The 26,971-nt window shown below is 55.4% G+C and carries 29 protein-coding genes, 1 tRNA gene and 4 pseudogenes; 11 read left to right on the top strand and 23 right to left on the bottom strand.

What is annotated here, in order from left to right; translation table 11 throughout:
• Window positions 1–12: 12 nt before the first annotated feature.
• The 3 genes from ybaK to copA form a co-directional block, all read right to left on the bottom strand.
• Complete coding sequence (gene ybaK / locus ABLV17_RS05845; protein WP_015367897.1) at window positions 13–492, bottom strand: Cys-tRNA(Pro)/Cys-tRNA(Cys) deacylase YbaK; 480 nt, start codon at window positions 490–492, stop codon at window positions 13–15.
• Between the two features lie 201 nt (window positions 493–693).
• The gene (locus tag ABLV17_RS05850; RefSeq protein ID WP_348854135.1) at window positions 694–1,488 is read right to left on the bottom strand and encodes a TraB/GumN family protein; all 795 of its coding nucleotides are present in this window, start codon (window positions 1,486–1,488) and stop codon (window positions 694–696) included.
• A 133-nt stretch (window positions 1,489–1,621) separates the two neighbouring features.
• Window positions 1,622–4,123 carry a copper-exporting P-type ATPase CopA gene (gene copA, locus ABLV17_RS05855; RefSeq protein ID WP_348854136.1) on the bottom strand — a complete coding sequence of 834 codons (2,502 nt, stop codon included), beginning with the start codon at window positions 4,121–4,123 and terminating at the stop codon, window positions 1,622–1,624.
• A gap of 105 nt (window positions 4,124–4,228) precedes the next feature.
• On the opposite strand from copA, the gene cueR reads away from it, so the two are divergent.
• Window positions 4,229–4,639, top strand: a complete 411-nt coding sequence (gene cueR / locus ABLV17_RS05860) for a Cu(I)-responsive transcriptional regulator (protein ID WP_087860348.1) — start codon at window positions 4,229–4,231, stop codon at window positions 4,637–4,639.
• Here cueR and ABLV17_RS05865 read toward each other — a convergent pair.
• The gene (locus ABLV17_RS05865; protein WP_348854137.1) at window positions 4,636–5,094 is read right to left on the bottom strand and encodes an NfeD family protein; all 459 of its coding nucleotides are present in this window, start codon (window positions 5,092–5,094) and stop codon (window positions 4,636–4,638) included. The genes cueR and ABLV17_RS05865 overlap by 4 nt on opposite strands.
• Window positions 5,091–6,008, bottom strand: coding sequence for an SPFH domain-containing protein (locus ABLV17_RS05870; protein WP_020079443.1), 918 nt, complete (start codon window positions 6,006–6,008; stop codon window positions 5,091–5,093). Before ABLV17_RS05870 ends, ABLV17_RS05865 begins: the two co-directional genes overlap by 4 nt.
• A gap of 139 nt (window positions 6,009–6,147) precedes the next feature.
• Between ABLV17_RS05870 and fetA the strand changes: the two genes are divergently transcribed.
• A complete protein-coding gene (fetA, locus tag ABLV17_RS05875) occupies window positions 6,148–6,825 on the top strand; it encodes an iron ABC transporter ATP-binding protein FetA (protein ID WP_271032009.1) in 678 nt (225 codons plus the stop codon).
• Window positions 6,812–7,594 carry an iron export ABC transporter permease subunit FetB gene (fetB, locus tag ABLV17_RS05880; protein WP_015367890.1) on the top strand — a complete coding sequence of 261 codons (783 nt, stop codon included), beginning with the start codon at window positions 6,812–6,814 and terminating at the stop codon, window positions 7,592–7,594. Before fetA ends, fetB begins: the two co-directional genes overlap by 14 nt.
• A gap of 94 nt (window positions 7,595–7,688) precedes the next feature.
• Here the strand turns inward: fetB and ABLV17_RS05885 are convergent, their stop codons facing one another.
• The 3 genes from ABLV17_RS05885 to tesA are packed head-to-tail and all read right to left on the bottom strand — an operon-like array spanning window position 7,689 to window position 10,024.
• Window positions 7,689–8,543 carry a co-chaperone YbbN gene (locus ABLV17_RS05885; protein WP_015367889.1) on the bottom strand — a complete coding sequence of 285 codons (855 nt, stop codon included), beginning with the start codon at window positions 8,541–8,543 and terminating at the stop codon, window positions 7,689–7,691.
• 58 nt (window positions 8,544–8,601) lie between these two features.
• Window positions 8,602–9,408, bottom strand: a complete 807-nt coding sequence (locus tag ABLV17_RS05890) for an SDR family oxidoreductase (protein ID WP_162750175.1) — start codon at window positions 9,406–9,408, stop codon at window positions 8,602–8,604.
• Entirely contained in the window at window positions 9,398–10,024 is a 627-nt protein-coding gene (gene tesA / locus ABLV17_RS05895) for a multifunctional acyl-CoA thioesterase I/protease I/lysophospholipase L1 (RefSeq protein ID WP_087860429.1), read from the bottom strand. Before tesA ends, ABLV17_RS05890 begins: the two co-directional genes overlap by 11 nt.
• Here tesA and ybbA point away from each other — a divergent pair.
• From ybbA to ABLV17_RS05910, 3 genes are all read left to right on the top strand, one after another.
• A complete protein-coding gene (gene ybbA / locus ABLV17_RS05900; protein WP_271032010.1) occupies window positions 9,992–10,678 on the top strand; it encodes a putative ABC transporter ATP-binding protein YbbA in 687 nt (228 codons plus the stop codon). The two genes, tesA and ybbA, sit on opposite strands and share 33 nt — an antisense overlap.
• Window positions 10,675–13,089, top strand: a complete 2,415-nt coding sequence (ybbP, locus tag ABLV17_RS05905; RefSeq protein ID WP_213317127.1) for a putative ABC transporter permease subunit YbbP — start codon at window positions 10,675–10,677, stop codon at window positions 13,087–13,089. Before ybbA ends, ybbP begins: the two co-directional genes overlap by 4 nt.
• Before the next feature lie 181 nt (window positions 13,090–13,270).
• Complete coding sequence (locus ABLV17_RS05910; protein WP_087860342.1) at window positions 13,271–14,416, top strand: porin; 1,146 nt, start codon at window positions 13,271–13,273, stop codon at window positions 14,414–14,416.
• Window positions 14,417–14,523: 107 nt separating this feature from the next.
• Here ABLV17_RS05910 and mnmH read toward each other — a convergent pair whose 3' ends face one another.
• The 5 genes from mnmH to ppiB all read right to left on the bottom strand — a co-directional run bounded on the left by mnmH (window position 14,524) and on the right by ppiB (window position 18,623).
• Window positions 14,524–15,600: a tRNA 2-selenouridine(34) synthase MnmH gene (gene mnmH / locus ABLV17_RS05915; RefSeq protein WP_271032011.1), complete on the bottom strand. Its 1,077-nt coding sequence runs from the start codon at window positions 15,598–15,600 to the stop codon at window positions 14,524–14,526.
• A 109-nt stretch (window positions 15,601–15,709) separates the two neighbouring features.
• Entirely contained in the window at window positions 15,710–16,777 is a 1,068-nt protein-coding gene (purK, locus tag ABLV17_RS05920; protein WP_087860340.1) for a 5-(carboxyamino)imidazole ribonucleotide synthase, read from the bottom strand.
• Window positions 16,774–17,283 (bottom strand): 5-(carboxyamino)imidazole ribonucleotide mutase, encoded by a 510-nt coding sequence (gene purE, locus ABLV17_RS05925; protein ID WP_087860339.1) that lies wholly within the window; start codon window positions 17,281–17,283, stop codon window positions 16,774–16,776. Before purE ends, purK begins: the two co-directional genes overlap by 4 nt.
• A gap of 119 nt (window positions 17,284–17,402) precedes the next feature.
• Complete coding sequence (lpxH, locus tag ABLV17_RS05930; RefSeq protein WP_271032012.1) at window positions 17,403–18,125, bottom strand: UDP-2,3-diacylglucosamine diphosphatase; 723 nt, start codon at window positions 18,123–18,125, stop codon at window positions 17,403–17,405.
• A gap of 3 nt (window positions 18,126–18,128) precedes the next feature.
• A complete protein-coding gene (gene ppiB / locus ABLV17_RS05935) occupies window positions 18,129–18,623 on the bottom strand; it encodes a peptidylprolyl isomerase B (protein WP_015367878.1) in 495 nt (164 codons plus the stop codon).
• Window positions 18,624–18,796: 173 nt separating this feature from the next.
• Between ppiB and cysS the strand changes: the two genes are divergently transcribed.
• Window positions 18,797–20,182: a cysteine--tRNA ligase gene (cysS, locus tag ABLV17_RS05940; RefSeq protein ID WP_045393462.1), complete on the top strand. Its 1,386-nt coding sequence runs from the start codon at window positions 18,797–18,799 to the stop codon at window positions 20,180–20,182.
• A gap of 45 nt (window positions 20,183–20,227) precedes the next feature.
• Here the strand turns inward: cysS and ABLV17_RS05945 are convergent, their stop codons facing one another.
• The 5 genes and pseudogenes from ABLV17_RS05945 to folD all read right to left on the bottom strand — a co-directional run bounded on the left by ABLV17_RS05945 (window position 20,228) and on the right by folD (window position 23,061).
• A complete protein-coding gene (locus ABLV17_RS05945; protein ID WP_271032013.1) occupies window positions 20,228–21,058 on the bottom strand; it encodes a DUF2145 domain-containing protein in 831 nt (276 codons plus the stop codon).
• Complete coding sequence (locus ABLV17_RS05950; protein WP_113373776.1) at window positions 21,055–21,486, bottom strand: STM0539 family protein; 432 nt, start codon at window positions 21,484–21,486, stop codon at window positions 21,055–21,057. The genes ABLV17_RS05945 and ABLV17_RS05950 overlap by 4 nt, the downstream gene beginning before the upstream one ends.
• A gap of 9 nt (window positions 21,487–21,495) precedes the next feature.
• Window positions 21,496–21,862: pseudogene (locus tag ABLV17_RS05955) on the bottom strand (metal-dependent hydrolase).
• Between the two features lie 118 nt (window positions 21,863–21,980).
• Window positions 21,981–22,193: a ribosome-associated protein YbcJ gene (gene ybcJ / locus ABLV17_RS05960; protein ID WP_015367876.1), complete on the bottom strand. Its 213-nt coding sequence runs from the start codon at window positions 22,191–22,193 to the stop codon at window positions 21,981–21,983.
• A 1-nt stretch (window position 22,194) separates the two neighbouring features.
• Window positions 22,195–23,061: a bifunctional methylenetetrahydrofolate dehydrogenase/methenyltetrahydrofolate cyclohydrolase FolD gene (folD, locus tag ABLV17_RS05965; RefSeq protein ID WP_087860332.1), complete on the bottom strand. Its 867-nt coding sequence runs from the start codon at window positions 23,059–23,061 to the stop codon at window positions 22,195–22,197.
• Window positions 23,062–23,380: 319 nt separating this feature from the next.
• Here folD and ABLV17_RS05970 point away from each other — a divergent pair.
• Window positions 23,381–23,457 (top strand) — tRNA-Arg (locus ABLV17_RS05970).
• A gap of 7 nt (window positions 23,458–23,464) precedes the next feature.
• On the opposite strand, the pseudogene ABLV17_RS05975 reads toward ABLV17_RS05970, so the two are convergent.
• The 4 genes and pseudogenes from ABLV17_RS05975 to ABLV17_RS05990 form a co-directional block, all read right to left on the bottom strand.
• Window positions 23,465–23,593 (bottom strand): annotated as a pseudogene (locus tag ABLV17_RS05975) (hypothetical protein); the annotation flags it as partial.
• Window positions 23,574–23,753 carry a hypothetical protein gene (locus tag ABLV17_RS05980; RefSeq protein ID WP_271032014.1) on the bottom strand — a complete coding sequence of 60 codons (180 nt, stop codon included), beginning with the start codon at window positions 23,751–23,753 and terminating at the stop codon, window positions 23,574–23,576. The gene ABLV17_RS05980 and the pseudogene ABLV17_RS05975, both read right to left, overlap by 20 nt.
• Window positions 23,753–23,920, bottom strand: a complete 168-nt coding sequence (locus ABLV17_RS05985) for a DUF2737 family protein (RefSeq protein ID WP_271032015.1) — start codon at window positions 23,918–23,920, stop codon at window positions 23,753–23,755. Before ABLV17_RS05985 ends, ABLV17_RS05980 begins: the two co-directional genes overlap by 1 nt.
• A gap of 15 nt (window positions 23,921–23,935) precedes the next feature.
• Entirely contained in the window at window positions 23,936–24,220 is a 285-nt protein-coding gene (locus ABLV17_RS05990) for a hypothetical protein (protein ID WP_271032016.1), read from the bottom strand.
• Window positions 24,221–24,908: 688 nt separating this feature from the next.
• Between ABLV17_RS05990 and ABLV17_RS05995 the strand changes: the two genes are divergently transcribed.
• The 3 genes and pseudogenes from ABLV17_RS05995 to ABLV17_RS06005 all read left to right on the top strand — a co-directional run bounded on the left by ABLV17_RS05995 (window position 24,909) and on the right by ABLV17_RS06005 (window position 26,805).
• Window positions 24,909–25,340 carry a hypothetical protein gene (locus ABLV17_RS05995; RefSeq protein ID WP_308958065.1) on the top strand — a complete coding sequence of 144 codons (432 nt, stop codon included), beginning with the start codon at window positions 24,909–24,911 and terminating at the stop codon, window positions 25,338–25,340.
• Between the two features lie 88 nt (window positions 25,341–25,428).
• A pseudogene (locus ABLV17_RS06000) lies at window positions 25,429–25,783 on the top strand (phage head-binding domain-containing protein); the annotation flags it as partial.
• Between the two features lie 368 nt (window positions 25,784–26,151).
• Window positions 26,152–26,805: a hypothetical protein gene (locus tag ABLV17_RS06005; RefSeq protein ID WP_271032018.1), complete on the top strand. Its 654-nt coding sequence runs from the start codon at window positions 26,152–26,154 to the stop codon at window positions 26,803–26,805.
• Here ABLV17_RS06005 and ABLV17_RS06010 read toward each other — a convergent pair.
• Window positions 26,804–26,944: pseudogene (locus ABLV17_RS06010) on the bottom strand (hypothetical protein); the annotation flags it as partial. The gene ABLV17_RS06005 and the pseudogene ABLV17_RS06010 sit on opposite strands and share 2 nt — an antisense overlap.
• Window positions 26,945–26,971: the final 27 nt, after the last annotated feature.

Genomic DNA, 26,971 nt, shown 5'->3' on the forward strand with positions numbered 1-26,971 from the left:
GGGACGGTGTGCTTAATCGCGGCGGGCGATATCGGCGAACTTCGCGTCCAGAAGCTTCGCCAGATCGCTTGCCGCCAGTTCAATATCCAGCCCGCGTTTGCCGCCGGAAATATAGATGGTGGCAAATTCCTGCGCCGGGGCATCAATCACCGTCGGCAGACGCTTTTTCTGCCCCAGCGGGCTGATGCCGCCGACCAGATATCCGGTGATCCGCTGTGCGACCATTGGGTCGGCCATATCTACCTTCTTGGCGCCCAGCGCTTTGGCCACTTTTTTCAAATCCAGTTGACCGGCAACCGGGGTGACGGCGACCGCCAGATGTTTCATATCGCCGTTAACGGCCACTAATAGCGTCTTGTAAACCTGATCCGCATTGAGCCCCAGCTTGCGAACCACTTCATCGCCAAAATTGGTCTCTTGAGGATCGTGTTCGTAGCTGTGGATCTGAAAGGTAATTTTGTTTTTTTCGAGTAATTTAACGGCGGGAGTCATAGTAATCCTTCTTACCAACCGACCTAACGTATGACCAGCATACGCGTGAGGGTTGTATAAAAAATAGTACCATCTTGCGCAATAGTATTGGCAGTGATGGTCACTTTGAGCGACAATCAGACGATCCGGGATGTATATCCCGGGATAATAATAATGATGAAATTCCTCTTTGACGGGCCAATAGCAATATTGGCCATTTTTTTACGTCAACATATCCGGCAGGTTCCCTTCACCATACAGATGCAGCGCGCCGACGGCGACGACGTAACTCCCCGGCGGCAGGGCAAGCAGCGTGTCGCGCCAGGCTATGTTGCGCTGATGCATCAGTACATCATATAAAGACTGGCTGAAGGTCGTCGGCAGCGTTTCCGCGCCGCGCGACGGCGGTTGTTCCAGCCACCAGCCGATCATGACCTGCAGTAAACGGGCGTTGGTGCGCCAGTGGCTCAGCGTATCTTCCAGCAGCGCCTTACCGCCGTCAGGTAGATTGCGTAACAGCGCGATCTGGCTATCGGCGCCTTCCAGCTCCATTACCCTTATGTTGCTCTCGCGGGCAGCCATCAGCAACTGATAATCAATGCCGTAATCGGGTCGTAACCCCAGCTTTTGCGCCTGGGTGGCTTGTAGCACCATCGCCACCTGCCATAGCGGCTGGCTATCGAAAAGATCGACCGACAAACCCAGTTCGCCGGCGCGTGAGCGTAATTCTGCTAATTGTGTTTCGCTCAGACGTTCAGCTAGCGGGGGATAAGAGGGGAGATTACTGAAAGGCGTTTCATTACCGGTGATATCTGCTTCGACGATTAAGGCGTCGGCCTGACGTATCTTTTTCAGTAGCTTAGCCGGCGGCGGCGCCATGTCGCGGGTGCCCATATGGATGCTGCCGACGAGGTGTAAATAACGGTCGCCGGGCAGGACGATATCCATTGCAGGCCAGGAATAAGACGAGCCGACGGCGGCTCGCCACAGCATTTTTATTCGGTTTAACAGGCCCATACGCGCTCCGAAGTGTGAGGCATTCATGCTAGCGCATCTGGTGGTGGCCGTCATCTTTCCCGCGGGTTTTTATTGCCGCCAATAAATAAACGGGCGCTGAGTAACCTCAGCGCCCGTTTTCCTGTGGCTGTGCCTATTCTTTCGGTTTAAAGCGCAGCAGGCGGTTAGCGTTACTCACCACGGTGATTGACGACAGCGCCATTGCCGCGCCGGCGACCACCGGGTTCAGCAGGGTACCGGTCAGCGGCCAGAGGATCCCAGCGGCAATCGGGATGCCTAACGAGTTATAAACAAATGCGCCCAGCAGGTTCTGTTTCATATTGCGTAACGTCGCCTTCGAAATCGCTAAAGCATCGGCCACGCCGTTAAGACTATGGCGCATCAGAGTGATCGCCGCGGTTTCAATGGCGACATCGCTGCCGCCGCCCATGGCGATACCGACATCCGCCTGCGCCAGTGCCGGGGCATCGTTAATACCGTCGCCGACCATCGCCACTTTGTGTCCTTCGCTCTGCAGACGTTTAATGGCATCGGCTTTGCCGTCCGGCAGCACGCCGGCTATCACTTCATCAATGCCCGCTTCTTTGGCGATGGCATTGGCGGTAGTAGGGTTATCCCCGGTCAGCATCACCAGCCGGTAGCCCTGATGATGCAGGCGCGCCAGCGCGTCGATGCTATCTTCACGTAGCGGGTCGCGGATGGCGAACAGCGCGGCGGCCTGACCATCGATCGCCAGCAGTACCGGCGTGGCGCCGCGCGAGGCCTGTGTCGTCATCTCGCTTTCCAGCTCGGCGGTGGCGATATGCTGCTCGTTAAGCAGCGCCTGGTTGCCGAGCAGCAGTCGATGGCCTTCCGCTTCACCGCTGACGCCGAGCCCGCGCAGGGTACGGAAGCCGCTTACCTCCGGTAAAGTGCTGTCGGCGGCTTTATCAAGGATCGCCCGCGCCAGCGGATGGCTCGAACCCTGCTCGAGCGCGGCGGCAAGACGCACCGCGGTTGTTTCATCAACCCCTGCAAAGGTTTTCACGGCCACCACCTGCGGCTTGCCTTCGGTCAGGGTGCCGGTTTTATCAAACACCAGCGTATCGAGTTCGCTGGCGCGCTGCAGAGCATCGGCGTCACGCACCAGAACGCCATATTCTGCCGCCCGGCCGACGCCGGAAATAATCGACATCGGTGTTGCCAGGCCTAACGCGCATGGACAGGCGATAATCAGTACCGTGGTGGCAATGACCAGGGTATAGACGATTTGCGGCGCCGGGCCGAAGAAGTACCAGATAGCGGCGCTAATCAGCGCAATGGCTACCACTGCCGGAACAAATACCGCCGAGATTTTATCCGCCAGTTGGCCGATTTCCGGTTTGCTACTTTGCGCCTGGCGCACCATGCGAATAATCCGCGCCAGCGTGGTCTGGCTGCCGACGGCGCTGGCGGTAAACAGCACGCTGCCGTCCTGCACCACGGTACCGGCATGAATGGCGTCGCCATCGCCTTTTTGCTGCGGTACCGGTTCGCCGGTAAGCATGGCTTCATCAAACCAGGCTTCGCCCTGGCTTATCACGCCGTCAACCGGAACGCGATCGCCAGTGGTCAGGCGCAGCGTCATACCCGCCTCAACTTCCGCGAGCGGCAGATCTTTCTCGCCTTCAGGCGTCACGACGCGTGCCGAAGGCGGCGTCAGGTCGAGCAGTTTTTCCAGCGCTTTCGAGGAGCGCTGGCGCGCGCGGGCTTCCAGCATATGGCCGAGGTTGATAAGACCAATGATCATTGCGCTGGCTTCGTAATACAGGTGGCGCGCTTCCATCGGAAACCACTGCGGCCACAGGTTGACGCTCATTGAATATAGCCAGGCGACACCAGTCCCCAGGGCGACCAGCGTATCCATGGTGGCGGTGCCGTTTTTCAGGCTTTTCCAGGCGCTGCGGTAGAAGTGACCGCCTGCGAAGACCATCACCGCGAGGGTGATAAGGCCGATGACCAGCCACAGCGATCGATTGTCGTCGCTGACCATCATGTTATCGCCGATCATGCCCCAGACCATAACCGGTACGCCGACCAGCAGGGCGACAATCGCCTGCCAGCGAAAACGTTTCATGGTGGCGATGGCGGTTTCCTGCTGTCGTTCGCGGCGTTCGAGATCGTCTTCGATAGCCTCCGCGCCGTAGCCGGCTTTTTCCACCGCCTGCACTAATTCGGCGGCGGACGCACTGCCCATTACCAGCGCCGTGCGTTCCGCCAGGTTTACCCGCGCCTGTGAGACTCCCGGCACCGCGGCAAGCGCGTTTTGTACTCGGGAAACGCAACTGGCGCAGCTCATGCCGTTGATCAGCAGCTGTTGACTGTCATCCTCGTCATGGGCTGCCGGAAGCTCGGGAGTGGCCGCTGTCAGTGCTTCCGACGGGATTGATGATTCTGCCAGCGGTTTAGCCTTTGGGTGGCTGAGCTCCGCGCCGTATCCGGCTTGTTTGATGGTCTCAATCAGGGCTTCAGCGCTGGCGCTGCCCGTGACGTGGGCTTCGGTAACAGTGACATCAGCCTGTTCAACGTCGGGACGTTGTTCGAGGCTCTCTTTCACGCGTTTAACGCAGTGGCCGCAAGAGAGGCCATCAAGCGTCAGGTCGATAGTGTTAGACATAAATAACTCCTGAATAATTTCCGGTTAATGATTGACCGAACACACTCTTTCATCGAGTATTAAGAAGGTTAAACCTTCCAGCAAGGGGAAGGTCAAGGGGGAAAAATGAATATTAGCGATGTGGCGAAAAAAACCGGCTTAACCAGCAAAGCGATTCGTTTTTACGAAGAGAAAGGGCTGGTGACGGCGCCGCTGCGTAGCGATAACGGCTACCGTACCTATAGTCAGAAGCATCTGGATGAACTGACGCTGCTGCGCCAGGCGCGGCAGGTGGGATTTAATCTGGAAGAGTGCCGCGAGCTGGTGGCGTTATTCAACGATCCGTCACGGCACAGCGCCGATGTGAAAAAAAGAACGCTGGAGAAAGTCGCGGATATTGAGAACCATATCCGCGAGTTGCAAAACATGCGCGCGCATCTGCTGGCGCTGGCGGACGCCTGCCCAGGCGATGACAGCGCGGATTGCCCAATAATGGATAACCTCTCCGGCTGCTGTCACCGCAAAGCGCAGGCTTAACGGACGGCGGCTCTTACCCGCAAGGTAATTCCTTCGATGGCGACCACTTCAACCTTGCTGCCCACCGCGAGGTCCTCATCGGCAATCACCGGCCAGGAGCTATCGCCGACGCGGACGTGGCCACGACCGTTTTCCAGCGCGTTGTCGAGAGTGAAACGACGGCCAACCAGCTGCTGGCCGCGCTGGTTAAGCTGCGCGTCGGCGGGGCGCTGCTGCCTCATACGTTTACGCAGCCATTTTGACCACAGCCAGGCCGCCAGCAGGGTAAGAACGGCAAACAGCGTCCCTTGCCATTCCCAACTGAACGGAATAGCCCAGGTCAGCAGGCCGGTGACGACGCCAGCTACGCCGCTCCACAGCAGGTAGCCATTGCTTCCGAGCATCTCTGCCGCCAGCAATAGCCCGCCGAGAGTCAGCCAGAAAATATGCGGATGGGCGAGGATCAGGGCGATCATGATTTTTTCCGCTCGGCGCTGCTCTCTTTCAACAGTTCGCCGATCCCGGCTATCGAGCCCATCAGGCTGCTGGCATCCAGCGGCATCAGTACCACTTTGCTGTTGTTGGCGGCGCCAATCTGCTGCAGCGCGTCGGTATATTTCTGCGCCACGAAGTAGTTAATCGCCTGAATGTCCCCTGAGGCAATCGCCGATGACACCATCTGGGTGGCGCGGGCTTCCGCTTCGGCGGAACGTTCGCGGGCTTCCGCCTGCAGGAAGGCTGACTGACGTTCACCTTCGGCTTTGAGGATTTGCGACTGCTTTTCGCCTTCGGCTTTGAGAATTTCCGCCTGGCGCACCCCTTCAGCCTCCAGGATGTAGGCGCGTTTGGTTCGCTCGGCTTTCATCTGGGCGTTCATTGAGGAGATAAGTTCCGCAGGCGGACGAACGTCGCGGATTTCGACGCGGGTGATTTTTACCCCCCAAGGATTGGTGGCGTCGTCGACGATATGCAGCAGGCGGGTGTTAATGCTATCGCGCTGGGAGAGCATTTCATCCAGCTCCATCGAGCCGAGCACGGTACGAATATTGGTCATCGTCAGATTGACGATCGCCAGCTCAAGATTGCTGACTTCATAGGCGGCTTTTGGCGCATCGATAACCTGAATGAAGCACACGGCGTCAATGGTGACGTTGGCGTTATCGCGGGAGATGACCTCCTGTGAAGGGATATCCAGCACCTGCTCCATCATGTTCACTTTACGGCCGATGCGGTCCATAAACGGCACCACTAAACTTAAGCCCGGCTGCAGCGTCTGCGTGTAGCGGCCAAAGCGTTCGACGGTCCATTGATATCCCTGCGGCACGATTTTTACTGCCGCCCCCACAATGACCAGTGCGACAAAAATAAGAACGGGGATAAAAATCAGCATCAAAAACCTCCTGTCTTGTTGCCTGATGGGCGCCGCAGCGAAATGGCGCATGTTTAAACAGAGTATAACTTTCTCCTTGTTCCGGTGAAAGAAAACTGGAGTAAACTGTCTGGGTTTGAGGAAATAAACTGGACATATAATGAAGGAAAATAACGCGATTTTACGTCTCGAGGGCGTTGGTTTTAAAACCGACGACGCGGTCATCCTGAATAATATCGATCTCCGGATTGCGGCCGGGGAATTTAAGTTGATTACCGGGCCATCCGGATGCGGCAAAAGTACGCTGCTGAAAATTATCGCCTCGCTGCTGAGCCCGACCAGCGGAGTGATTTTTTTCAATGACAAAGATATCACTACGCTGACGCCAGAAAACTATCGCCAGCAGGTCTCTTACTGCGCGCAAACCCCGGCGCTATTCGGCGATTCGGTCTATGACAACCTGGTCTTCCCATGGCAGATCCGCAACAAACAGCCGGATCCTAAAGCGCTGATTGCCGACCTCGAACGATTCGGGCTGGCGGATAATACGTTGGAGAAATCCATTAATGAGCTTTCCGGCGGTGAAAAGCAGCGGGTCTCGCTCATTCGTAATTTGCAGTTTCTACCGCAGGTTTTGCTGCTTGATGAAATTACCAGCGCGCTGGATGAAAGTAATAAGCGCAACGTTAACGAGATTATTCATCGCTACGCGACGGAAAAAGGGATGGCCATTCTGTGGGTCACTCACGACCAGAACGAAATTGCCCATGCTGATGAAGTTATTACGCTACAGCCTGCCGGCGGGAAAATGCAGGAGGTGAAAAATGAACGGGCATAATATTACTAACGAATCACTGGCGCTCTCGATGGTGCTGGTGCTGGTAGCGATCGTCGTCAGCTATCGGGAAAAGCTAGCGCTGGAAAAAGATATCATCTGGAGTATTTGCCGGGCGATAGTGCAATTAATTATCGTCGGCTACGTGCTGAAATATATCTTTAACGTCAACCATGCGGTGTTGACGCTATTGATGGTGCTGTTTATCTGCTTCAACGCGGCGTGGAATGCGAAGAAGCGCAGTAAATATATCGACAAAGCTTTTGTTTCATCGTTTATCGCTATTACCACCGGCGCTGGACTAACGTTGGCGGTACTGGTCTTCTCGGGGTCGATCGCCTTTGTGCCGATGCAGGTTATTCCGATTGCCGGCATGGTGGCCGGTAACGCTATGGTGGCGGTAGGACTGTGCTACAACAATATGGGCCAGCGTTTTAACAGTGAGCAGCAGCAGATTCAGGAGAAGCTAAGCCTCGGCGCGACGCCGAAGATGGCCTCCGCGCGGCTGATTCGCGACAGCATACGCGCTTCGTTGATTCCCACGGTAGATTCGGCGAAAACGGTCGGGCTGGTGAGTTTACCGGGCATGATGTCGGGACTGATTTTCGCCGGGATTGACCCGGTGAAGGCGATTAAGTATCAGATTATGGTCACGTTTATGTTGCTATCGACCGCCAGCCTGTCGACGATTATTGCCGGTTATCTGACCTACCGGAAGTTCTTCAATGCCCGCCATCAATTGGTGGTGACGCAGTTGAAAAAGCGCCCGTAAGTATTCCCGGGTTACGGCTTACGCCTTACCCGGGCTACCACGGCGTAATCTGTAGCCCGGATAAGCGTAGCGCTATCCGGGTCAGCGCCTCTGATTAATACAGCAGTGAATACAGCTGGCGGCGGTACTTCGCCGCCAGGGCGTCGCCGGTGCCGAGCGCCGCGAGGATCTCTTGCAGCATTTTGCGCACCTGGCCATCGCCGGCGCCTAAATCTTTTTGCAGATGCGTGAAGAGCAGCGCCAGCGCTTCTTCGTTGCGCCCGACCTGGTGCAGCTGCAACGCCAACTGAGACGCCAGCGCCGCGTCGTCCGGGTTCTGCTCGACCTGCTGCTGAAGTTGCTGGATTTCCGGGGTATCAGCGGCCTGCTTAAGCAGTTCAATCTGTGCCACCAGCCCCTGATAACGGGTGTCCTGATCCTGCAGCGGCACAGTTTTCAGCACGCTTTCAGCTTCATCGGAACGCTGCAGGGCAATTAGCGTTTCCGCCAGCAGCAGGCCAATCTGGCTATCCTGGTTAGACAACTGCCAGGCGTCTTTCAGCAGCGGCAGCGCGTCGGCGTATTTTTCTTCCTGCATCAGCGCCAGCGCTTCCTGCGCTTTCAATTCTTCTTCGCGCGGCAGCACTTTATCCAGCAGGGCGCGGATAGCCTCTTCCGGCTGCGGGCCTTCAAAACCATCTACCGGCTGGCCGTTCTGGAACAGATACACCGTTGGGATCGCGCGCAGACCAAACTGCGAGGCCAGCATCTGCTCCGCGTCGCAATCTACTTTCGCCAGCGTAAACTGACCGTGGTATTGGGCGGCCAGGCGCTCAAGCACCGGCGTCAGCTGTTCGCAGTGCTGGCTGCGGGCGGACCAGAAGTAAAACAGCACCGGCGCATTCATGGATTGCTGCAGCGTCTGCTGCAGATTAGCTTCGGTAATATTGACAATATTCTGTTCGGACATGAGCTTATCTCGTTGGTCGATTTCTGTTTTAGATGGGGGCGACATTCAGCGCTTCAACTCAGCCCTGGATAATTTTGTCCATCGCACGGGCCGGTAGCAGGCGTTTTAACCAGCCTACTGCGTGGGTGACCAGCGTCACCGGATAGCGCAGTTTCGGTTTGTCGCTGACGAAGGCATGACGCACTTTTTCCACCACCGCCTCCGGGCCGAGCGTAAAGCGCGCGGCAATACCGGGATTTTCTACCGTCTTGTCGCCGGTCTGGTTAACATTGTTGGTAAAGCGGGTGCGGATTGGCCCAGGCTCAATCAGGCTGACTTTTATGCCGCTGTGGCGGAGTTCCATACGCAGCGCATCGGACCACGCCTCCAGCGCGTATTTACTGGCGGCATAGGCGCCGCGACCGGGGCTGGAAATCAGGCCCATCACCGAAGAGGTCATCACGATGCGGCCTTCGCCGTGCGGCTGCATGGCGGGCAGCAACAGCATGGTGAGCTGATGGGCGCCAAAAAAGTTGGCGGAAAACTGCTGTTCCATCTGCTGACGGCTGATGGTGGTGAGCGGGCCATAGACGCCGTAGCCTGCATTATTGAACAGGCCATACAGGCGGTTATCGGTCAGCGCGATGACTTCGGCGGCGGCATTTTCGACGCTTTGCGGGTCATCAAGATCCAACAAAATACCGGTCAGACCCAGTTCCTGCATACGAGCGACATCCTCCCCCTTACGGCAGGCGGCCAGTACGCGGAAGCCCTGGCGCTTTAAATCAAGGGCGCTTTCGAGGCCAATTCCGCTGGAACATCCTGTAACTAAAACCGATTTTTGCATAACTTTACCTGTGAATGACTCCCGGCGTTCAGGAGTCATGATTAACTAAGGGAGCCAACCGGGTTGCCATCCAGTCGGCAATAAACGGTTGCGCATCGCGATTAGGATGAATGCCGTCGTCCTGCATCCATTGTGGCTTGAGATAAACCTCCTCCATAAAAAAGGGCAGCAGAGGAATATCGAACTCTTTGGCCAGTTGCGGATAAATCGCGCTAAAGGCTTCATTATAACGGCGCCCATAGTTAGCGGGCAGGCGTATTTGCATCAGCAGCGGCTGGGCCTTCGCCGCTTTGATATCCTGAATAACGGTGCGCAGCGTCTGCTCCGTTTGCTGCGGCGGGAAACCGCGCAGCCCGTCGTTGCCGCCCAGCTCCACCAGCACCCAGCGCGGCTGGTGCTGCTTCAGTAGCGCCGGCAGGCGCGCCAGTCCCTGCTGCGAGGTGTCGCCGCTGATACTGGCATTGATCACTGTCGTTTTGGCCTGCCACTTGTCGTTGAGCAGAGCAGGCCAGGCCGTATTGGCCGCCATTCGATAGCCGGCGCTCAGGCTATCGCCAAGCACTAACAGCGTATCCGCCGCCATCGCGCGACAGGTAAACAGAACCATAAACAGGAAAGGCAAATGCCAGCGGAAAACATACTTGAAGTTCATCATCTTAAGAAATCCGTCGGTCAGGGAGAGCATCAGTTGTCCATCCTTACCGGAGTTGAGCTGGTTGTCAAACCAGGGCAAACCATCGCCCTGATTGGCGAGTCTGGTTCCGGGAAATCCACGTTGCTGGCCATTCTCGCCGGGCTTGATGATGGGAGCAGCGGCGAAGTGTCTCTTTTGGGGCAACCGCTGCATCAGATGGATGAAGAGGCGAGGGCGACGCTACGCGCAAAGCACGTAGGTTTTGTCTTTCAATCGTTTATGTTGATTCCGACGTTAAACGCCCTTGAGAACGTCGAGCTGCCGGCATTGCTGCGCGGCGCCAGCGATAGCCAGAGCCGTGGCGATGCGCGCGCGCTGCTTGAACAGCTGGGGCTTGGCAAACGCCTGCACCATTTGCCGGCCCAGCTTTCCGGCGGCGAGCAGCAGCGGGTGGCGCTGGCCCGCGCCTTTAACGGCCGTCCGGCGCTGCTGTTTGCCGATGAGCCGACCGGCAATCTTGACCGTCATACCGGCGATAAAATCGCCGATCTGCTGTTCTCGCTTAACCGCGAACACGGCACCACGCTGATTCTGGTGACCCACGATCCGCTACTGGCGGCGCGCTGCGATCGTCGCTTACGCCTGGTGGATGGCAAGTTGCAGGAGGAAGTATGATAGCCCGCTGGTTCTGGCGCGAATGGCGCTCGCCTTCGCTGCTCATCGTCTGGCTGGCATTAAGCATGGCGGTGGCCTGCGTGCTGGCGCTGGGCTCAATCAGCGACCGTATGGAAAAAGGGTTGAGCCAGCAAAGCCGCGATTTTATGGCCGGGGATCGCACTCTGCGCAGTTCGCGCGAAGTGCCCGCCGAGTGGATCGCCGAGGCGCGTACGCTAGGGTTAACCGTGGGCGAACAGCTGAGCTTCGCCACCATGACTTTCGCTGTAGATACCCCGCAGCTGGCGGACGTGAAGGCGGTTGATGATAGCTACCCGCTGTACGGCACGCTGGAGACCGCTCCGGCGGGATTAAAACCGCAGCGCGGCAGCGTCCTGCTGGCCCCAAGGCTGATGGCGCTGCTGAATCTAAAAACCGGCGATAACATTGATGTTGGCGACGCTACCCTGCGCATCGCTGGCGAGGTCATTCAGGAGCCTGACGCCGGCTTCAACCCCTTCCAGATGGCGCCGCGGTTGCTGATGAATATCGCCGACGTGGCGAAAACCGGCGCAGTACAGCCCGGCAGCCGCGTCTCCTGGCGCTATAAGTTCGCCGGTAGCGCGCAGCAACTGGCGGCTTACGAGCGGTGGCTGCTGCCGAAACTTGGCGCGGAACATCGCTGGATTGGTCTGGAGCAGGATGATAGCGCGCTGGGGAAATCTCTGGAACGCTCGCAGCAATTTTTGCTGCTGTCCGCGTTATTAACGTTGCTGCTGGCGGTCGCTGCGGTAGCGGTCGCGATGGGGCATTACTGCCGCAGCCGCTATGATTTGGTCGCCATCCTTAAGACGCTGGGCGCCGGGCGGGCGCAGCTACGTAAACTTATCGTCGGTCAGTGGCTGATGTTGCTGGCGCTGGCGGTGGCGGCGGGGGGCGCGATGGGGCTGCTGCTGGAAAAAGCCCTGCTGTTGATGCTTAAACCGGTGCTGCCCGCCGCGCTGCCGCCGGCCAGCGGCTGGCCGTGGCTATGGGCTATCGGCGCGATGGTGGTAATTTCGCTGCTGGTTGGTTGGCGGCCCTATCGGCTGCTGCTGGCGACCCTGCCGCTACGGGTATTACGGCAAGATGTGGTGGCTAACGTCTGGCCGCTGAAACACTATATTCCCGTGGTCTGCGCGGTTGTCGTGGGCGGACTAGCCTGGCTGATGGGCGGTAGTCCGCTGCTATGGTCGGTGCTGGTCGGGGCGCTGGTGCTGGCGCTGCTGTGCGGGCTGGTAGGCTGGGCCTTGCTGTGGTTGCTCAAGCGCTTAACGCTGAAAGCGTTACCGCTACGCCTGGCGGTGAACCGCCTGTTGCGCCAGCCGTGGTCAACGCTGAGCCAACTGGCGGCGTTTTCACTGTCGTTTATGCTGCTGGCTCTGCTGTTGGTGTTACGCGGCGATCTGCTCGAACGCTGGCAGCAGCAGTTACCCCCGGAAAGCCCGAACTACTTCCTGATTAATATCGCTCCCGAACAGGTTGTGCCGGTGAAGACATTCCTGGCCGAACACCAGACCCGGGCGGCGGAGTTTTATCCCATCGTGCGCGCGCGTTTGACGCAGATTAACGGTCAGACGACGGAAGGGAATAAAGACGAAGCGCTGAATCGCGAACTGAATCTCACCTGGAGCGAGCAGCGCCCGGATCATAATCCGCTGGTGGCCGGGAGCTGGCCGCCGAAGGCGGGCGAGGTGTCAATTGAAGAGGGGCTGGCGCAGCGGTTGGGCGTCAGGATCGGTGATAGCGTCACCTTTACCGGCGACACCCAGCAATTTAACGCTAAGGTGACCAGCGTGCGCAAAGTTGACTGGGAGAGCCTGCGGCCAAACTTCTTCTTTATTTTCCCGCCAGGGGCGCTGGATGGGCAGCCGCAAAGCTGGCTCACCAGCTTCCGCTGGGATAATGGCAACGCGATGCTGACCCAGCTTAACCGCGAGTTTCCCACCGTTAGCCTGCTGGATATCGGCGCCATCCTGCGCCAGGTCGGCCAGGTATTGACGCAGGTAAGTCGGGCGTTGGAAGTCATGGTGGTGCTGGTCACCGCCTGCGGCGTATTACTGCTGCTGGCTCAGGTGCAGGTCGGGATGCGTCAGCGGCATCAGGAGCTGGTCGTCTGGCGGACGCTGGGGGCTGGAAAAAGCTTGCTGCGTACCACGCTGTGGGCGGAGTTCGCCCTGCTTGGCGTGGTGTCGGGGCTGGTGGCGGCCATTGGCGCCGAGGTAGCGCTGGCGATGCTGCAAACAAAAGTGTTTGATTTCCCATGGACGCCGGACTGGCGGCTGTGGGTTATGCTGCCACTCTCAGGCGCTATTTTATTATCATTATGCGGCGGATGGTTGGGATTACGCTTATTAAAAGGCAAAGCGTTATTCCGACAATTTAACCAGTAAATAGATTTCATTTTTATGAAGCGCCGCGCAATTTCGCGGCGCTTTTATTTTAACGGCACAAAATGATAATTCCTTGATTTTTAAGCGCACAAAACATTAAAAAACCAACAACACGTCGTGCTAATTCGCAGTTAATATTCAACTGGCAAATATAAGGTTGCTTATTACTCAAGGAAAAAGCATGGCACATAAAATAAAAGCGCTGGCGATCTCGATCGGCGCAGCATTAGCGTTAACCTCTTTTGCATCCCAGGCTGAGATTACGCTGCTGAAACAAGATCCGCAGGCGGGCGATCCGTTAAGTCGCCTTAACTTTACCGTCGGCGGCAGTATTCGTCCGCAGTTCAATATGATGACCGGCGATGGCGATAAAGGTTCCTACAAGCGTAACGGTTTCGATGGCGGCACCCGTTTCCGTTTTGCGGCTGATTACTATCTGTTTGATGATATTAGCTGGATCAGCTACTACGAACTGGGCGTCAATATTCCGGCGCTGTTCGATTGGGACAATCACTACGCGGAAGGGGCGAACAATACCTCCCGTCGTATGCTCTATACCGGTCTGAAGAGTGATACCTGGGGTACCTTAACCTACGGTCAGCAGAACAGTATTTACTATGATGTCGTCGGCGTGAAAACCGATATCTGGGACTACGATATGATTGGTCAGGCCCCGGGTAACGGTATCAATGGCGACTACGATGGTTCTTATCGTTCACGCAATATGTTGAAATATAAGAAAACCGTGGGCGATGTCGATCTGTACGGATCCTATTTGTTTGAAGATAGCGAATATCTGCCGGGTAATGGCCTACGCTACAAGCGTAAAGGCGGCGGTTCTATCGGTGCGGATTACCACATCATGAAGGACCTGACCTGGGGTACCGCGTGGAACTACACCCGCGCCGAAATGCGCGACCCGTCAAGCTCCGATAGCAAAACCTATGACCAGAATATTGTTGGTACCGCGCTGAGCTGGACCCCGGATAACTGGACTTTCTCCTTCGGCGGCGGCTGGTATCAGAACTTCCTGACTACCAAGAAAACCGATGTTCATAACTACTTCGCCGGCGATGCCTGGGGTATTGAATACTTTGCCGGCTATAAATTCCCGATCAATCAATACGCTGTTAAATCTATTCAGCCGTACTTTATGGGCGACCGCCTGGAGTATGTGAATGGCCGCAACTATCAGCGTATTGATAACGGTTTGGGTATTAGCTTCCAGCTGGATTACGGTTTCCGTGTTGATTACGAGCACGTGTTTACCTCCAGCACCGATGATCTGGGCGATATGAACCTGGTGCGTCTGCGCTACGACTTCTGACGATGAGTTGCCGCAAGCTGGGAATTTCCCCGGCTTGCGCTGCGTTAAGCGGGAGTCGCCCGGGTAAGGCGCTAGCCGCTACCCGGGAAGCCGTCTGGTTGGGGGAACTACTTCGCCAGCCAGGCGGCGACCTCTTGCCAGTTGCCGCGAAAAATGATTTTTCCGGCTTTTTTCCCCAACTGATAGCGATACATCGGGTCGTAGTATTCATTCAACAGCGGTACCAGCCAGGCGAAGTGCGCCTCGGTACTGGCGGAACGCTGCTGCTGCAACAGCGCCGCGTCGAGCAGTTCGGTTAACTGGGCAAAGCGCTGTAGCCCCAGCCGACGCCGGATGGCAAACAGCCCATGATGCAGATACTCGCTATATTCCTGCCAGCCTTTCTCTTCGCCATAGGCGGTAATAAAGTCGCGATGCATACGATCGAAGTACTCTTCGCGCAACCGTTCGAGACGAACGTCAAAGGGATCCTCCACCACCGCCAGCGGCGATTGCGCCATGCGGATGCGCAAGCACTCCGGCAGGTGGTTCGCGCCGATCATATGGCCTTCATCTTCCAGCACCCAACGTGTTTGTTGTTCCGCCTTTTTAAGCAGGGAGACCGCCAGATGGTTTTCGAACGTCGCCTGTGGGTGTTGCTGCAGCAGCGTTCGGCCAAATGACGAGCCGCGGTGGTGGGCGTGGCCTTCGAGATCGATACCGTCCGGGCGCGAGCAAACCAGCTGGGTTTTGCCATTGCCGGTGCAGCCGCCAATCAGCACGATGGGGCGCTGTACCAGCTCCTCGGTAGCCTGTATTACCGCCTGGCGTAGCGCTTTGTAGCCGCCGACAATCAGCGGATAATCGACGCCCGCTTCCCGCAGCCACTGCTGCACGATATGCGAGCGCTGGCCGCCGCGGGCGCAGCACAGATAGCCCTGCGGATAGCGGGCGCAGGCTGTCAGCCACGCCTTCAGGCGGCTGGCGCGCAGGTCGCCATCGACCAGCTTATGGCCGAGGGATAATGCCGCTTCCGGCCCCTGGCGCTTGTAACAGGTACCGACGGCGGCGCGTTCTTCGTCGTTCATCAGCGGCAGGTTAATCGCCGCGGGCATCGCGCTTTGCTGGAATTCCACCGGCGCGCGAACGTCGATAAGCGGCGTATCCGCGCAGAGGATGGCGCGATAGTGTGTCCCATTTTCCATGGGTCGTCCTTTTGAGTTAAAACCAGATGTGCTTACTGCGAGGTGGGGATTCTACGCGCCGAAGGGCGTGCCGGGGAAGGGGATAGATCAAATCCCCGGCACGAATGGCTTAATTAAGCTGCGACTGCGCCCAGAAAACGCCGCTGGCGTATTCAACCGGCAGGAGTGGTTTTAGCGCTTCCAGCGTGGCGCTCAGGCGATCGGTATCGCTGTCGGTTAGATTCAGGTGCCCGACTTTACGCCCCGGACGGACTTCTTTGTCGTACCAGTGCAGATGCACCAGCGGCAGCTTCAGCCAGTCGTAGTTCAGATCGCTGCCGATCAGGTTGATCATCACCGACGGGCTATTGACCACCGGCGGCGGCAGCGGTAAATCGGTAATGGCGCGCAGATGCAGTTCAAACTGGCTAATGGAAGCGCCGTTTTGCGTCCAGTGGCCGCTGTTGTGCACGCGCGGCGCCAGTTCGTTGATCAGTAGTCCCTCGGCGGTGACGAAGCACTCCATGGCCATCACGCCCACGTAGTCGAGCTCGTTCATGATCGCCGTCAGCATGCTTTCGGCCTGCGCCTGTTGGCGCGCATTGGCCTGCGGGAAGGCGACGCTGGCGCGCAGAATGCCATCCTGGTGCAGGTTGCGGGTCAGCGGATAAAACACCGTACTGCCGTCGCGCCCGCGGGCGCCGACCAGCGACACTTCGCCGGAGAAGTTAATTCCCTGCTCGACGATGCACTCGCCGTAGTTATCATCCGGCAGTTGTGCGGTTTCGTCAGCGCGCAGGCGCCACTGCCCGCGGCCATCGTAGCCGCCGACGCGGCGCTTGACGATAGCCAGTTCGCCCAGGCGGGCAAACACGGCAGGCCACTCGCTTTTATCCGCCAGTAGCTGCCACGGCGCGGTGGCGAGGCCAAGTTTGTCGAACAACTGTTTCTGGGTCAGGCGGTCGGCGATGATCGGAAAAACGTCGCGGTTGACGAAAGCCGGATGGCGCGCCAGTTCGCGGGTCAGGGCGGTTTCCGGCCAGCGTTCGATTTCAGCGGTGATGACGCTTTGCTGGAATGGTACCGCTTCCGGGTCGGCTTCGAGACCGACCGGCCAGACGGCGATGCCCAGCGGTTCACCGGCCTGACGCAGCATGCGGCCTAACTGTCCGTTACCGAGGACGCAAACCTGTTTCATGCCGCACCTCGCGGGTCCGGGTTATCCAGCACTTCATCGGTCTGCGCCTGACGCCAGGCGCTCAGGCGCTGGTGCAGTTCGGCATCATGCTGGGCGAGAATTTGCGCGGCGAGCAGGGCGGCGTTAGCGGCGCCGGCTTTACCGATGGCCAGCGTGCCGACCGGGATGCCGCGCGGCATTTGAACAATAGAGTAGAGGCTGTCAACGCCGCTTAATGCTGCGCTCTGAACCGGCACGCCGAGCACCGGCACCAGGGTTTTCGCTGCAATCATGCCCGGCAAATGCGCCGCGCCGCCCGCACCGGCGATGATCACCTGATAACCGTTGTTTTCCGCGCCTTCGGCGAAGCTAAACAGTTTATCGGGCGTACGGTGGGCGGAGACCACTTCAACATGGTGCGGAACGTTCAGGGTATCAAGGATTTCTGCGGCGAACTGCATGGTAGCCCAGTCGCTTTTGGACCCCATCACGATGGCGATACGCGCCGGATTATTGCGGGAAGACATGCGTCTGAAAACTCCTGTGGGTGTGCTTCACACTGCTTTAGAGGCCACAGAGAATAGCACGATATCCCGGCAAGGAAAACGGTTGCGTCGGCGGAAATACAGGGAAATCGTTGGCGAAATTAAAACGGGAAATAGATGAGTTCGACGCCGTCGGCGCTGACTTTCACCATTGACCCTTCGCTGTGCCACGCGCCGAGGACCACGCGCCACGCGGGCTGCCCGTTGGCCTGGAGTTCATGGACGGCCGGGCGATGGGTATGGCCGTGAATCAGCCACTGCACCTGATGCCGCTCCATCGCGTCAATTACCGCCTGCGGATTCACATCCATAATTTCCATCGATTTGCTGCTGTTGGCGGCTTGGCTATCGGCGCGCATTTTGGCGGCGATGCGGCGGCGGATAAACAGCGGCAGGGCGAGAAACAGACGTTGGATCCACGGGGTGTGAACTTTAGCGCGAAACGCCAGGTAACCGGGGTCATCGGTACATAAGGTGTCGCCATGCATAATCAACACTTCACGGCCATAGAGATCCAGCCGCTCTTCTTCAGTGAGCAGGATCATGCCGCTCTGGCGGGCGAAGCGCTGGCCGACGAGAAAATCGCGGTTGCCGTGGATGAAGTAGCAGGGTACGCCGGCGTCGACGACGGCTTTGATGGCCGAAGCGATTTGCTGATGCAGCGGGTTCGGATCGTCATCGCCGATCCAGGCCTCGAACAGGTCGCCGAGAATATACAGCGCGTCCGCTTCGCGGGCGCTGCCGGCTAAAAAGCGCAGAAAACCGGCGGTGATCGCCGGTTCTTCTGTTTGCAGATGCAGGTCTGCAATAAAAAGTGTCGCCACGAATTATTCGCTGACGGTGACGCTTTTGATCACAACATCTTCTTTCGGCACATCCTGGTGCATGCCGCTGCGGCCGGTGGCAACCGCTTTGATTTTGTCGACCACGTCCATACCTTCAACCACTTCGGCAAAGACGCAGTAGCCCCAACCCTGCAGGCTTTCGCCAGAGAAGTTCAGGAAGTCGTTGTCGACCACGTTGATGAAGAACTGCGCGGTGGCGGAGTGCGGCGCCTGGGTACGGGCCATCGCCAGCGTACCACGGGTGTTTTTCAGACCATTGTTGGCTTCGTTCTGAATCGGAGATTTGGTCGCTTTCTGATTCATGCCCGGTTCAAAACCGCCGCCCTGAATCATGAAGCCGTTGATAACACGGTGGAAAATGGTGTTGTCGTAGAAACCTTCGCGGCAGTAGTCCAGGAAGTTTTTAACTGTTTCCGGCGCTTTGTCGTCAAACGTTTTGATTACGATATCGCCATGATTGGTGTGGAAAGTAACCATTTTTGCATCCTGTTCCGATGATTGTAGTGCTGAACCCAAGGTTGGGTATGACATAGGTGGCTGTTATAGCATAACCGCGGGGGTCGATGCACCTTGCAATGTGTGCTGCTTCCGGTTTGAATTAGGGTTAGAATAAGCGACTTATATCCACACACGTCTACACGGAATCTTCGATGTTAAAAATTTTTAATACACTGACGCGCCAAAAAGAAGAATTTAAACCTATTCATGCCGGGGAAGTTGGCATGTACGTGTGTGGAATTACCGTTTACGATCTCTGTCATATCGGCCATGGCCGCACCTTCGTCTCCTTCGACGTTGTCGCTCGCTACCTGCGCTTCCTTGGTTACAAGCTGAAGTACGTGCGCAACATTACCGATATCGACGATAAAATCATTAAGCGCGCTAATGAAAACGGCGAAAGCTTTGTCGCGCTGGTCGATCGCATGATCGCTGAAATGCACAAAGATTTTGATGCCCTCAACATTCTGCGCCCGGACAACGAGCCGCGCGCCACCCACCATATCGCCGAAATTATCGAAATCACCGAGCAGCTGATCGCCCGTGGTCACGCTTATGTGGCGGATAACGGCGACGTGATGTTCGACGTACCGACCGACCCTAACTACGGTCTGTTGTCGCGCCAGGATCTCGACCAGCTGCAGGCGGGCGCTCGCGTCGACGTGGTTGACGTCAAGCGTAACCCAATGGACTTCGTCTTGTGGAAGATGTCGAAAGAGGGCGAGCCGAGCTGGCCGTCTCCGTGGGGCGAAGGGCGTCCGGGCTGGCACATTGAGTGCTCGGCGATGAACTGCAAACAGCTGGGTAATCACTTTGATATTCACGGCGGCGGTTCGGATCTGATGTTCCCGCATCACGAAAACGAAATCGCGCAATCGACCTGCGCCCACGACGGCGAATACGTCAACTACTGGATGCACTCCGGAATGGTGATGGTCGATCGCGAGAAAATGTCGAAATCGTTGGGTAACTTCTTCACCGTCCGCGATGTGCTGAAGTACTACGATGCCGAAACCATCCGCTACTTCCTGATGTCCGGCCACTATCGCAGCCAGTTGAACTACAGCGAAGAGAACCTCAAGCAGGCGCGTTCGGCGCTGGAGCGTCTGTACACCGCGCTGCGCGGAACCGACAAATCCGCACAGCCTGCGGGCGGCGAAGCCTTCGAAGCACGCTTTATCGAAGCAATGGATGACGACTTCAACACCCCGGAAGCCTATTCGGTACTGTTCGATATGGCGCGTGAAGTAAACCGTCTGAAAACGGAAGACGCGGCTGCCGCGAACGCGCTGGCGGCCCATATGCGTAAGCTCTCATCGGTGCTGGGTCTGCTTGAACAGGAACCGGACGCTTTCCTGCAGAGCGGCGCGCAGGCCGATGATGGCGAAGTGGCGGAAATCGAAGGGCTTATCCAACAGCGTCTGGATGCGCGTAAAGCGAAAGACTGGGCGGCGGCGGATGCGGCGCGCGACCGTCTTAACGAGATGGGTATCGTGCTGGAGGATGGTCCGCAGGGTACCACCTGGCGTCGTAAGTAAGCGCCATTGCTAATGAAAAGGCCACGCTTGCGTGGCCTTTTTGCGTTAGGGACTGACTTCCAGTGGTGTTGGCTGAAAAACGCATACGGATTCGGGCAGATTCAGATGCTGGCAGGAGGATATTTTGCGGCTGTAACGGGCAATAAACTGAATAATGCTATCGCCGCTGTTTAAACCTACTTTGCCATTTGCCAATAGTTGTTCCGGCTGATCGTCGGTAAAAACATTGCTGGCAACCATTTTTGCCCCAAGGCGTTCGAAAAGCGTGACCTTAACTAACGAGGGTTGATAACCCTGCTGTAAGAGCCAATGTCTGGCCTGTTCACGTGACCAGATATTGCTATCGCCCGCTCGGGCAAAGACTTCCAGCAGCCAGCCGTTAGAGTTCTGATACGGCCCGGAGAAGGGCCAGGCGATCAGGTTATAGCGCGGGCTGTGGAACAGGTTCAGTTTGACAGGACTGTGCAAAAGTGCTTGTAAGGCGGCGTTAAGTTCGCCGCGCGGGCGTAAAACCGCTATCTGCTGGTTAACCAGTTCATCGGCGAGAAACTCATATAATCCCTGCACGTACAGCGCTGACCGCGCGGTGCCGCAGGTATTCAGATTATGATAAACCCGCCAGCTGTTATCGGCCTGTCGCAGGGCGTAGCCGGCATGGGACCAGGTTAACCCGCGGCTGGACATATCCTGACCCTGGCGGACTAAAATAACCACCGCTTCCGGCTCGCTATTTAATTGTTGTTTGAGCAACTGTGCCTGATGCATGGTTGCGGCAATGGTTTCCGCCGATGGCGACCCCGTGCCGCAATCGGTGCTGGCGGCCGTTGCGCTTACTGATGTCACGCTCAGGCACAAGGCGAGCGCCAGGCGCTTCATTTCGCCGACAACGGTTGGTTAGCGGAGAGCGAGGCGTCCTCTTGATTCACCATATGGGCCAGGACTTTATCTTCTTTTTTCAGCAATGCGCCGGTGCCTTCCGGGGCTTTCTCCAGCGTCAGCTTGTCCCCGGCTTTAAGCTCCGCCTCTTCGACCACCTGCAGCGGCAGCACCATTTTGACGGTGTTCTGCTTAAGATCTTTGGTGGTCAACAGCGCGGTTTTCTGCTCTTTATTTTTGTCGACAGAAGCGGCGATAAGCGCGGCGGGAAGCAGGACCGGGGAGAGAATGATACCGCTCACCAGCACTGAACTGCCGATACTGGTAATGGTCGAAGAGACGGCATAGGCGTTGGTATGATCCTCGGCGCGAATGGTGGAAGAAACCGCCAGCAGTGCTGCAGCGGCGAGGATGGTCGTTTTATGCATGTTAATCCCTTAACGTTGAATAGATTGACGATACAACCAGAGTAGTAACGCCAGTACGCAAACAGGCAGCCAGACCCACTGCATCTCGGAGAGGATCACCTGATGTCCATAAGGCGTGGCATAGCGTGATAGCGCGAATGGCGCCACTTTAATCACCTGCCAGGGCAGGAAGAAGCGTTGATCGGACCAGGGCCACAGCCAGCCGACGCCTTTACCACCATCGGTGATGGCATCGAGCAGGCTATGGGATAAGAGGCAGATACTAAGAAATGCCCAACGCCACGCCAGCCAGCAGCAGGCGAGGGGGAATGATTTTGCATCCCAGCCCTAACCCCAGACACAGCGGAACGGCGGCATCAGTGATGATGGTTGGCATTGGCTTATATTCTACAAATAAAAGCCTATTATCAGTAGGGTATTTGAGGATTACATCCCCGCATTATTCTGATTTTCCTGCGGGAGAGCGCTGGCGCCGGGACCGGCGCCAGAGAGGGTTAGGCGATAACGGTAATGCTTTGACCGTCAAAGGTCACCGTTTGGCCGGCGACGATTTTGCAGCGTTTGCGGGTTTCCACCGCGCCGTCGACTTTCACCAGCCCTTCAGCGATAAAGATTTTGGCCTGCGCGCCGCTTTCGCTCCAGCCTTCCAGCTTCAGCAGATCACACAGTTCAACATGCGGGTGTTTGCCCAGAGAAAAATTCGCCATCTTAGGCCTCCTGAATGTCGTGATACTCTTCGCACGCCTGCAGCGTATTCTGAATGAGGGTCGCTACGGTCATTGGGCCAACGCCGCCAGGCACGGGCGTAATGTAGGACGCGCGTTCCGCTGCATCTTCAAACACTACATCGCCGACCACTTTGCCGCTTTCCAGACGGTTAATGCCGACGTCCACCACGATGGCGCCTTCTTTAATCCATTCACCCGGAATAAAGCCTGGTTTACCAACCGCGACAATCAGCAGATCGGCATTTTCGACGTGGTGGCGCAGGTTTTTGGTGAAACGGTGGGTGACGGTGGTGGTGCAGCCCGCCAGCAGCAGCTCCATGCTCATCGGACGGCCGACAATGTTAGAGGCGCCGATCACCACCGCGTTGAGGCCATAGGTGTCGATATTGTAGCGCTCAAGCAGGGTGACAATGCCGCGTGGCGTACAAGGACGCAGGCGCGGCGCGCGCTGACACAGGCGACCAACGTTATACGGATGGAAGCCGTCGACGTCTTTGTCCGGGGCAATGCGCTCAAGGACTTTAACGTTGTCGATACCGGCTGGCAGCGGCAACTGCACCAGGATGCCGTCGATAGTGTTATCGCCGTTAAGCGTGTCGATAAGTTCCAGCAGCTCGGCTTCGCTGGTGGTTTCCGGGAGATCGTAAGAGCGGGAGACGAAGCCCACCTCTTCACATGCCTTGCGTTTGCTGCCGACATAAATCTGCGACGCAGGGTTGCTGCCGACCAGCACAACGGCGAGCCCGGGGGCGCGTTTTCCGGCCGCTACGCGAGCCTTCACTTTTTCCGCGACCTCAGAGCGCACCTGCTGCGCAATCGTTTTACCGTCAATAATTTTTGCTGCCATCAGAGAGAGGATTCCATCTGTCACTTTACGAAAGGGGGATGTGGATATTTTGTCAGAAGCCAGCCCCGCTGTCAGTTATCGTTTGCGTTTTTATCGGTTTTCCGCCGCGAGGAGGTAAAAACAGGCTATTTTTCCGCGCCGTGGCGGCGGAAGGGGCCAGTCGCGAACGAACGGGGCGAACAATCCTTAACCAGACATCGCGTTAATAATCGACAAGCTCGCTATGCTGCTGCCTTTTCCCGGCAAAATGCATTGACTCACCGGAGGTTGACCGTATAATTTCACGCGATTGCACCTCCCGAAGCTCCCGCTTCTCAGTGCGCCCTTAGCTCAGCTGGATAGAGCAACGGCCTTCTAAGCCGTAGGTCACAGGTTCGAATCCTGTAGGGCGTGCCATTTAAAATCAAATACTTATCAGCTCCCTCCCAATCGCTGATTTTTCCTTGTGGGACATATTTGGGACATCGTCCTCAAAAATCGAGTCAATTTGCCGTGCTGGTTCCGTTAAATGGTTAGGTGCCAGGTGAGCATATTAATGGGAAATATCCTGCGGTTGCCACTGTATTAAGCCAGTTCCATGATAATTGTGCTCCAGAATCATCATGTGGATGAATTGTTGCTGTGTATTTTTGTTTTAGAAAGTACGCAATCCGAACGCTAATCTCTCCATCACTCATCTTGCTGTAATCCATCACATACCCCTCATCTTCTTCAGCAAAGCATCCAGAGACTTATTCTCGTTAACCGACTGGAAGCTATTACACTTCATCAACTCATCTCTTGGCGGCATTGTTCTTTGTCTGCGACGTACTGATAAATCATCTGGGAATATAGATGGATCGTAAGAACGGCCTATCATGATGAAATCTCCGAATCAGTTATTACTAATCATGCCGTAACGTGTGCGATAAAGTTTGAAGCGCTCATCTTCACGAGTTGGGCGCATCGGTCCGACTGGTAGGAATTGAGGGTATTTGCTTGCCTCAAGATTGTCGTACCAGACATCTTTCTCGAGTCGTTCCTGAATACGAGCTTCCATGCTCGGCGTCTGATAATCGTTATTTGCGATAGCCTCAAAGCATCGCGCAAAAACCTCTTCGCGGCTTCCTGATGCTTTCGGTGGGCGTAAGTAACCCGCCTCGTGAAGAGGTGATGACATTTTTATGCTCCAGATTAAATGGTATGAATGGTGTGGCGAGGGAAGGGAAGAGTTACCGGCGCAAAAGGTATAAGCATTAATAAACAGTTCAATGATAGTGAGCTCTACGATCTGGTTTGCCTATGGAGTATCTCATTAATCCTGAAAGAGGACTCTGAAGAAATTCTTCCCGCTCTCCAGTTGCTTGGAAGTGATTGGGCTAGAAAGATATCAGGCAATTTAGGAATGTTAACAGGATTTATCGATCGGGCTGGGCGCTTACTTCAAAGAGAAAGCAAGCATATAGCAACATCATCAATGCCCCCTATCAACTGGAGATTGGAGTTGGCAAGGATGCAAAAAGTCCTCGGATAGTAAACACAACCAATAACTAACCTCGCCTGGCGGGGTTTTTTATGACCCTACACTTCCCTGATATCAAGCTGATATTGCTAACAAGCGGATTGTAGCTGTATACTGAACACGAAATCACCAGTGGTGATGAGGAGGAGATATGGCAGTATTTGCAGCAATGCGCATAACTAGCGAACCCAAAAAAGCACAAGATAGCTGGGATGACATCGGTCGCGCTATCCTAGGCCGCAGCAAATCTGTGTCAAGATCTAGCGTATCTTACCAGGAAGGAATGAGCCCCGAGGCTATCATTGCCATGGCGAATGCAAGGTCTTCGTCCCGCAGGAAGGCATAATTGAAAATAACTGCCACGTTATCTGATGCTTTTTTAGACGGCGAATACGATACTGAGTTTGCTGCAGATTGGGGATATTTGACATCTCAAGAGCAGGCGGTTATAGCAGAGTTTATGCATAACATAGGTAATGGTTATGCACTGCGAGGCAAAAATAAGCCTTCTTGGGTTTATGACGATTACGAAACTATTCCAGGGACAAGTGGTTATGAGGCTGAAAACTATTGGCATTATCACTGCGGACCAACATGGAATAATGCACCTTTCAAAAGCCAAACGATTGATTTGAAGTTCAACCCGGGCGGCATGCAATCTAATGAGTGCATACATTATGCAAAGGTGTCGAGCACTGAGATTGTTATCGTTGGATACTCAAGGAATCACATACCCTTCCTGAAGTCAGAAGATACACTAAACCCTTTCTTTAACTAAAACGAACCTCGCTTCTGCGGGGTTTTTTTATACCCCAAAATTTACCGCAGCTCTGCTGTGGGGATCACTTGCGTCCGGAGCACAGGAAATGTCAGATATCACCGCGAATGTCGTTGTAAGTATGCCAAATCAGCTCTTCACGTTGGCTCGCTCTTTTAAGGCTGCGTCCAATGGGAAAATCTATATAGGTCAGATTGATACTGATCCAGTAAATCCAGACAACCAAATTCAGGTGTATCTGGAAAACGAGGATGGGTCGCACGTTCCTGTTTCACTGCCAATTATCATTAATGCTGGCGGCTACCCCGTGTACAACGGTCAGGTATCAAAGTTTGTTACCGTGCAAGGCCATAGCATGGCTATTTATGACGCCTATGGAGCGCAACAGTTTTACTTTCCTAACATTTTAAATGTATGACCCAGACCAGTTTAGAAGAGAACTTGAATCAAATGATGGCGAGGCAGGGATATCATTAATCGGAATCCCAGGCTCCGGAACCCTTTACGATTTGTTTGGTGGGTGGACATCTCCAGAGGCGTGGGGGGGCGGTTACTGGAGACGAGTCGAAAGCACACCAGAACTCCTACAGTTTCTTCCTTATGTTCGAATATCTTCGCGCTACAGGCGGTGGGATTGTATGCCTTAACCCAAGAGCAACCTATTACATCGACTTTATTAATTTCATTCCAAGTAACGTAACTATCCATGCATTTGGGGCAAAGATAGTCTGCATTAATCCATTATCTTCATATGGTAGGGGTGGCTTGGTTGTAGGGAGTTCACGCGAATTTAACTACAACTCAGCCAAGAATGCATATAATTGCAACGTTAGAGAAACCGCTAACTGATGGGACTAGCAATGGCAGTTTTGCGGCTACTAACTTCACTGAGGACTGCGTTATTAGGGATATTTCCGTACCGAATTTAGGGAGAACGGCGTTATCTGAAGGGGTATTGATCAATAACAGCAAAGGTTGTCATGTAAGTAATATCCGAATGGGCAATGCTAAGTCTGCAGTGTCCACTTTTTACGTTGATGACACAATGAACGACCAAGCAAAGCCAAACATAATTGAAGGAATCACTGGCATTGGATGTGATCAAGCCCTGGCCATCACAGGAAAGTATGCAACATTTAGCAATGTAAATAGCGTTAACTGTCTGCAAGAGGTTTTATTCCGCAATGGTAATGCGACTGGAAACTACCTTAAGTTCAGGCCAAAAAGCTTTGCAGTTGGTGGTTCATCAACGCAATTCCTCTTCTTTTACTTCCTGAATAACATTGTGGATGGATGGAATAGGAAGTATGCATGGTTAAGACCACTGGATGCCTTACGGTCTCCATTTACCTCACTAACATCATGGAACTCAAACACTCAAGTAAAAATGGCAACGGCAACAACCGTGACGTTTATGCACAAAATAACGCCAGATATTAAGGCGGTATCTGGATTTACTATGTAGCTCCGCTTCTTGTTACACGGCAAGCTAGGGTTGTTACATCTGCATCCCAGAGAAAAGCTTGTGCCTTCCCTTCCGGTAATTCAAATTTACGAATACGCTCAAAGGTGAGTTTTTGTCTTGATGAAGCCATTTGGGTAGTTCCTGTTGGAGATTATCTCTTAAGTTA

The organism is Klebsiella sp. CN_Kp091 (genome assembly GCF_040065095.1).
Lineage (GTDB): Bacteria > Pseudomonadota > Gammaproteobacteria > Enterobacterales > Enterobacteriaceae > Klebsiella > Klebsiella aerogenes.

Coding starts and splice junctions, on each gene's coding strand:
- ybaK (WP_015367897.1), bottom strand. CDS start 492: ATGACTCCCGCCGTTAAATTACTCGAAAAAAACAAAATTACCTTTCAG.
- ABLV17_RS05850 (WP_348854135.1), bottom strand. CDS start 1,488: ATGGGCCTGTTAAACCGAATAAAAATGCTGTGGCGAGCCGCCGTCGGC.
- copA (WP_348854136.1), bottom strand. CDS start 4,123: ATGTCTAACACTATCGACCTGACGCTTGATGGCCTCTCTTGCGGCCAC.
- cueR (WP_087860348.1), top strand. CDS start 4,229: ATGAATATTAGCGATGTGGCGAAAAAAACCGGCTTAACCAGCAAAGCG.
- ABLV17_RS05865 (WP_348854137.1), bottom strand. CDS start 5,094: ATGATCGCCCTGATCCTCGCCCATCCGCATATTTTCTGGCTGACTCTC.
- ABLV17_RS05870 (WP_020079443.1), bottom strand. CDS start 6,008: ATGCTGATTTTTATCCCCGTTCTTATTTTTGTCGCACTGGTCATTGTG.
- fetA (WP_271032009.1), top strand. CDS start 6,148: ATGAAGGAAAATAACGCGATTTTACGTCTCGAGGGCGTTGGTTTTAAA.
- fetB (WP_015367890.1), top strand. CDS start 6,812: ATGAACGGGCATAATATTACTAACGAATCACTGGCGCTCTCGATGGTG.
- ABLV17_RS05885 (WP_015367889.1), bottom strand. CDS start 8,543: ATGTCCGAACAGAATATTGTCAATATTACCGAAGCTAATCTGCAGCAG.
- ABLV17_RS05890 (WP_162750175.1), bottom strand. CDS start 9,408: ATGACTCCTGAACGCCGGGAGTCATTCACAGGTAAAGTTATGCAAAAA.
- ybbA (WP_271032010.1), top strand. CDS start 9,992: ATGCCAGCGGAAAACATACTTGAAGTTCATCATCTTAAGAAATCCGTC.
- tesA (WP_087860429.1), bottom strand. CDS start 10,024: ATGATGAACTTCAAGTATGTTTTCCGCTGGCATTTGCCTTTCCTGTTT.
- ybbP (WP_213317127.1), top strand. CDS start 10,675: ATGATAGCCCGCTGGTTCTGGCGCGAATGGCGCTCGCCTTCGCTGCTC.
- ABLV17_RS05910 (WP_087860342.1), top strand. CDS start 13,271: ATGGCACATAAAATAAAAGCGCTGGCGATCTCGATCGGCGCAGCATTA.
- mnmH (WP_271032011.1), bottom strand. CDS start 15,600: ATGGAAAATGGGACACACTATCGCGCCATCCTCTGCGCGGATACGCCG.
- purK (WP_087860340.1), bottom strand. CDS start 16,777: ATGAAACAGGTTTGCGTCCTCGGTAACGGACAGTTAGGCCGCATGCTG.
- purE (WP_087860339.1), bottom strand. CDS start 17,283: ATGTCTTCCCGCAATAATCCGGCGCGTATCGCCATCGTGATGGGGTCC.
- ppiB (WP_015367878.1), bottom strand. CDS start 18,623: ATGGTTACTTTCCACACCAATCATGGCGATATCGTAATCAAAACGTTT.
- cysS (WP_045393462.1), top strand. CDS start 18,797: ATGTTAAAAATTTTTAATACACTGACGCGCCAAAAAGAAGAATTTAAA.
- ABLV17_RS05945 (WP_271032013.1), bottom strand. CDS start 21,058: ATGAAGCGCCTGGCGCTCGCCTTGTGCCTGAGCGTGACATCAGTAAGC.
- ABLV17_RS05950 (WP_113373776.1), bottom strand. CDS start 21,486: ATGCATAAAACGACCATCCTCGCCGCTGCAGCACTGCTGGCGGTTTCT.
- ybcJ (WP_015367876.1), bottom strand. CDS start 22,193: ATGGCGAATTTTTCTCTGGGCAAACACCCGCATGTTGAACTGTGTGAT.
- folD (WP_087860332.1), bottom strand. CDS start 23,061: ATGGCAGCAAAAATTATTGACGGTAAAACGATTGCGCAGCAGGTGCGC.
- ABLV17_RS05980 (WP_271032014.1), bottom strand. CDS start 23,753: ATGGATTACAGCAAGATGAGTGATGGAGAGATTAGCGTTCGGATTGCG.
- ABLV17_RS05985 (WP_271032015.1), bottom strand. CDS start 23,920: ATGATAGGCCGTTCTTACGATCCATCTATATTCCCAGATGATTTATCA.
- ABLV17_RS05990 (WP_271032016.1), bottom strand. CDS start 24,220: ATGTCATCACCTCTTCACGAGGCGGGTTACTTACGCCCACCGAAAGCA.
- ABLV17_RS06005 (WP_271032018.1), top strand. CDS start 26,152: ATGCATATAATTGCAACGTTAGAGAAACCGCTAACTGATGGGACTAGC.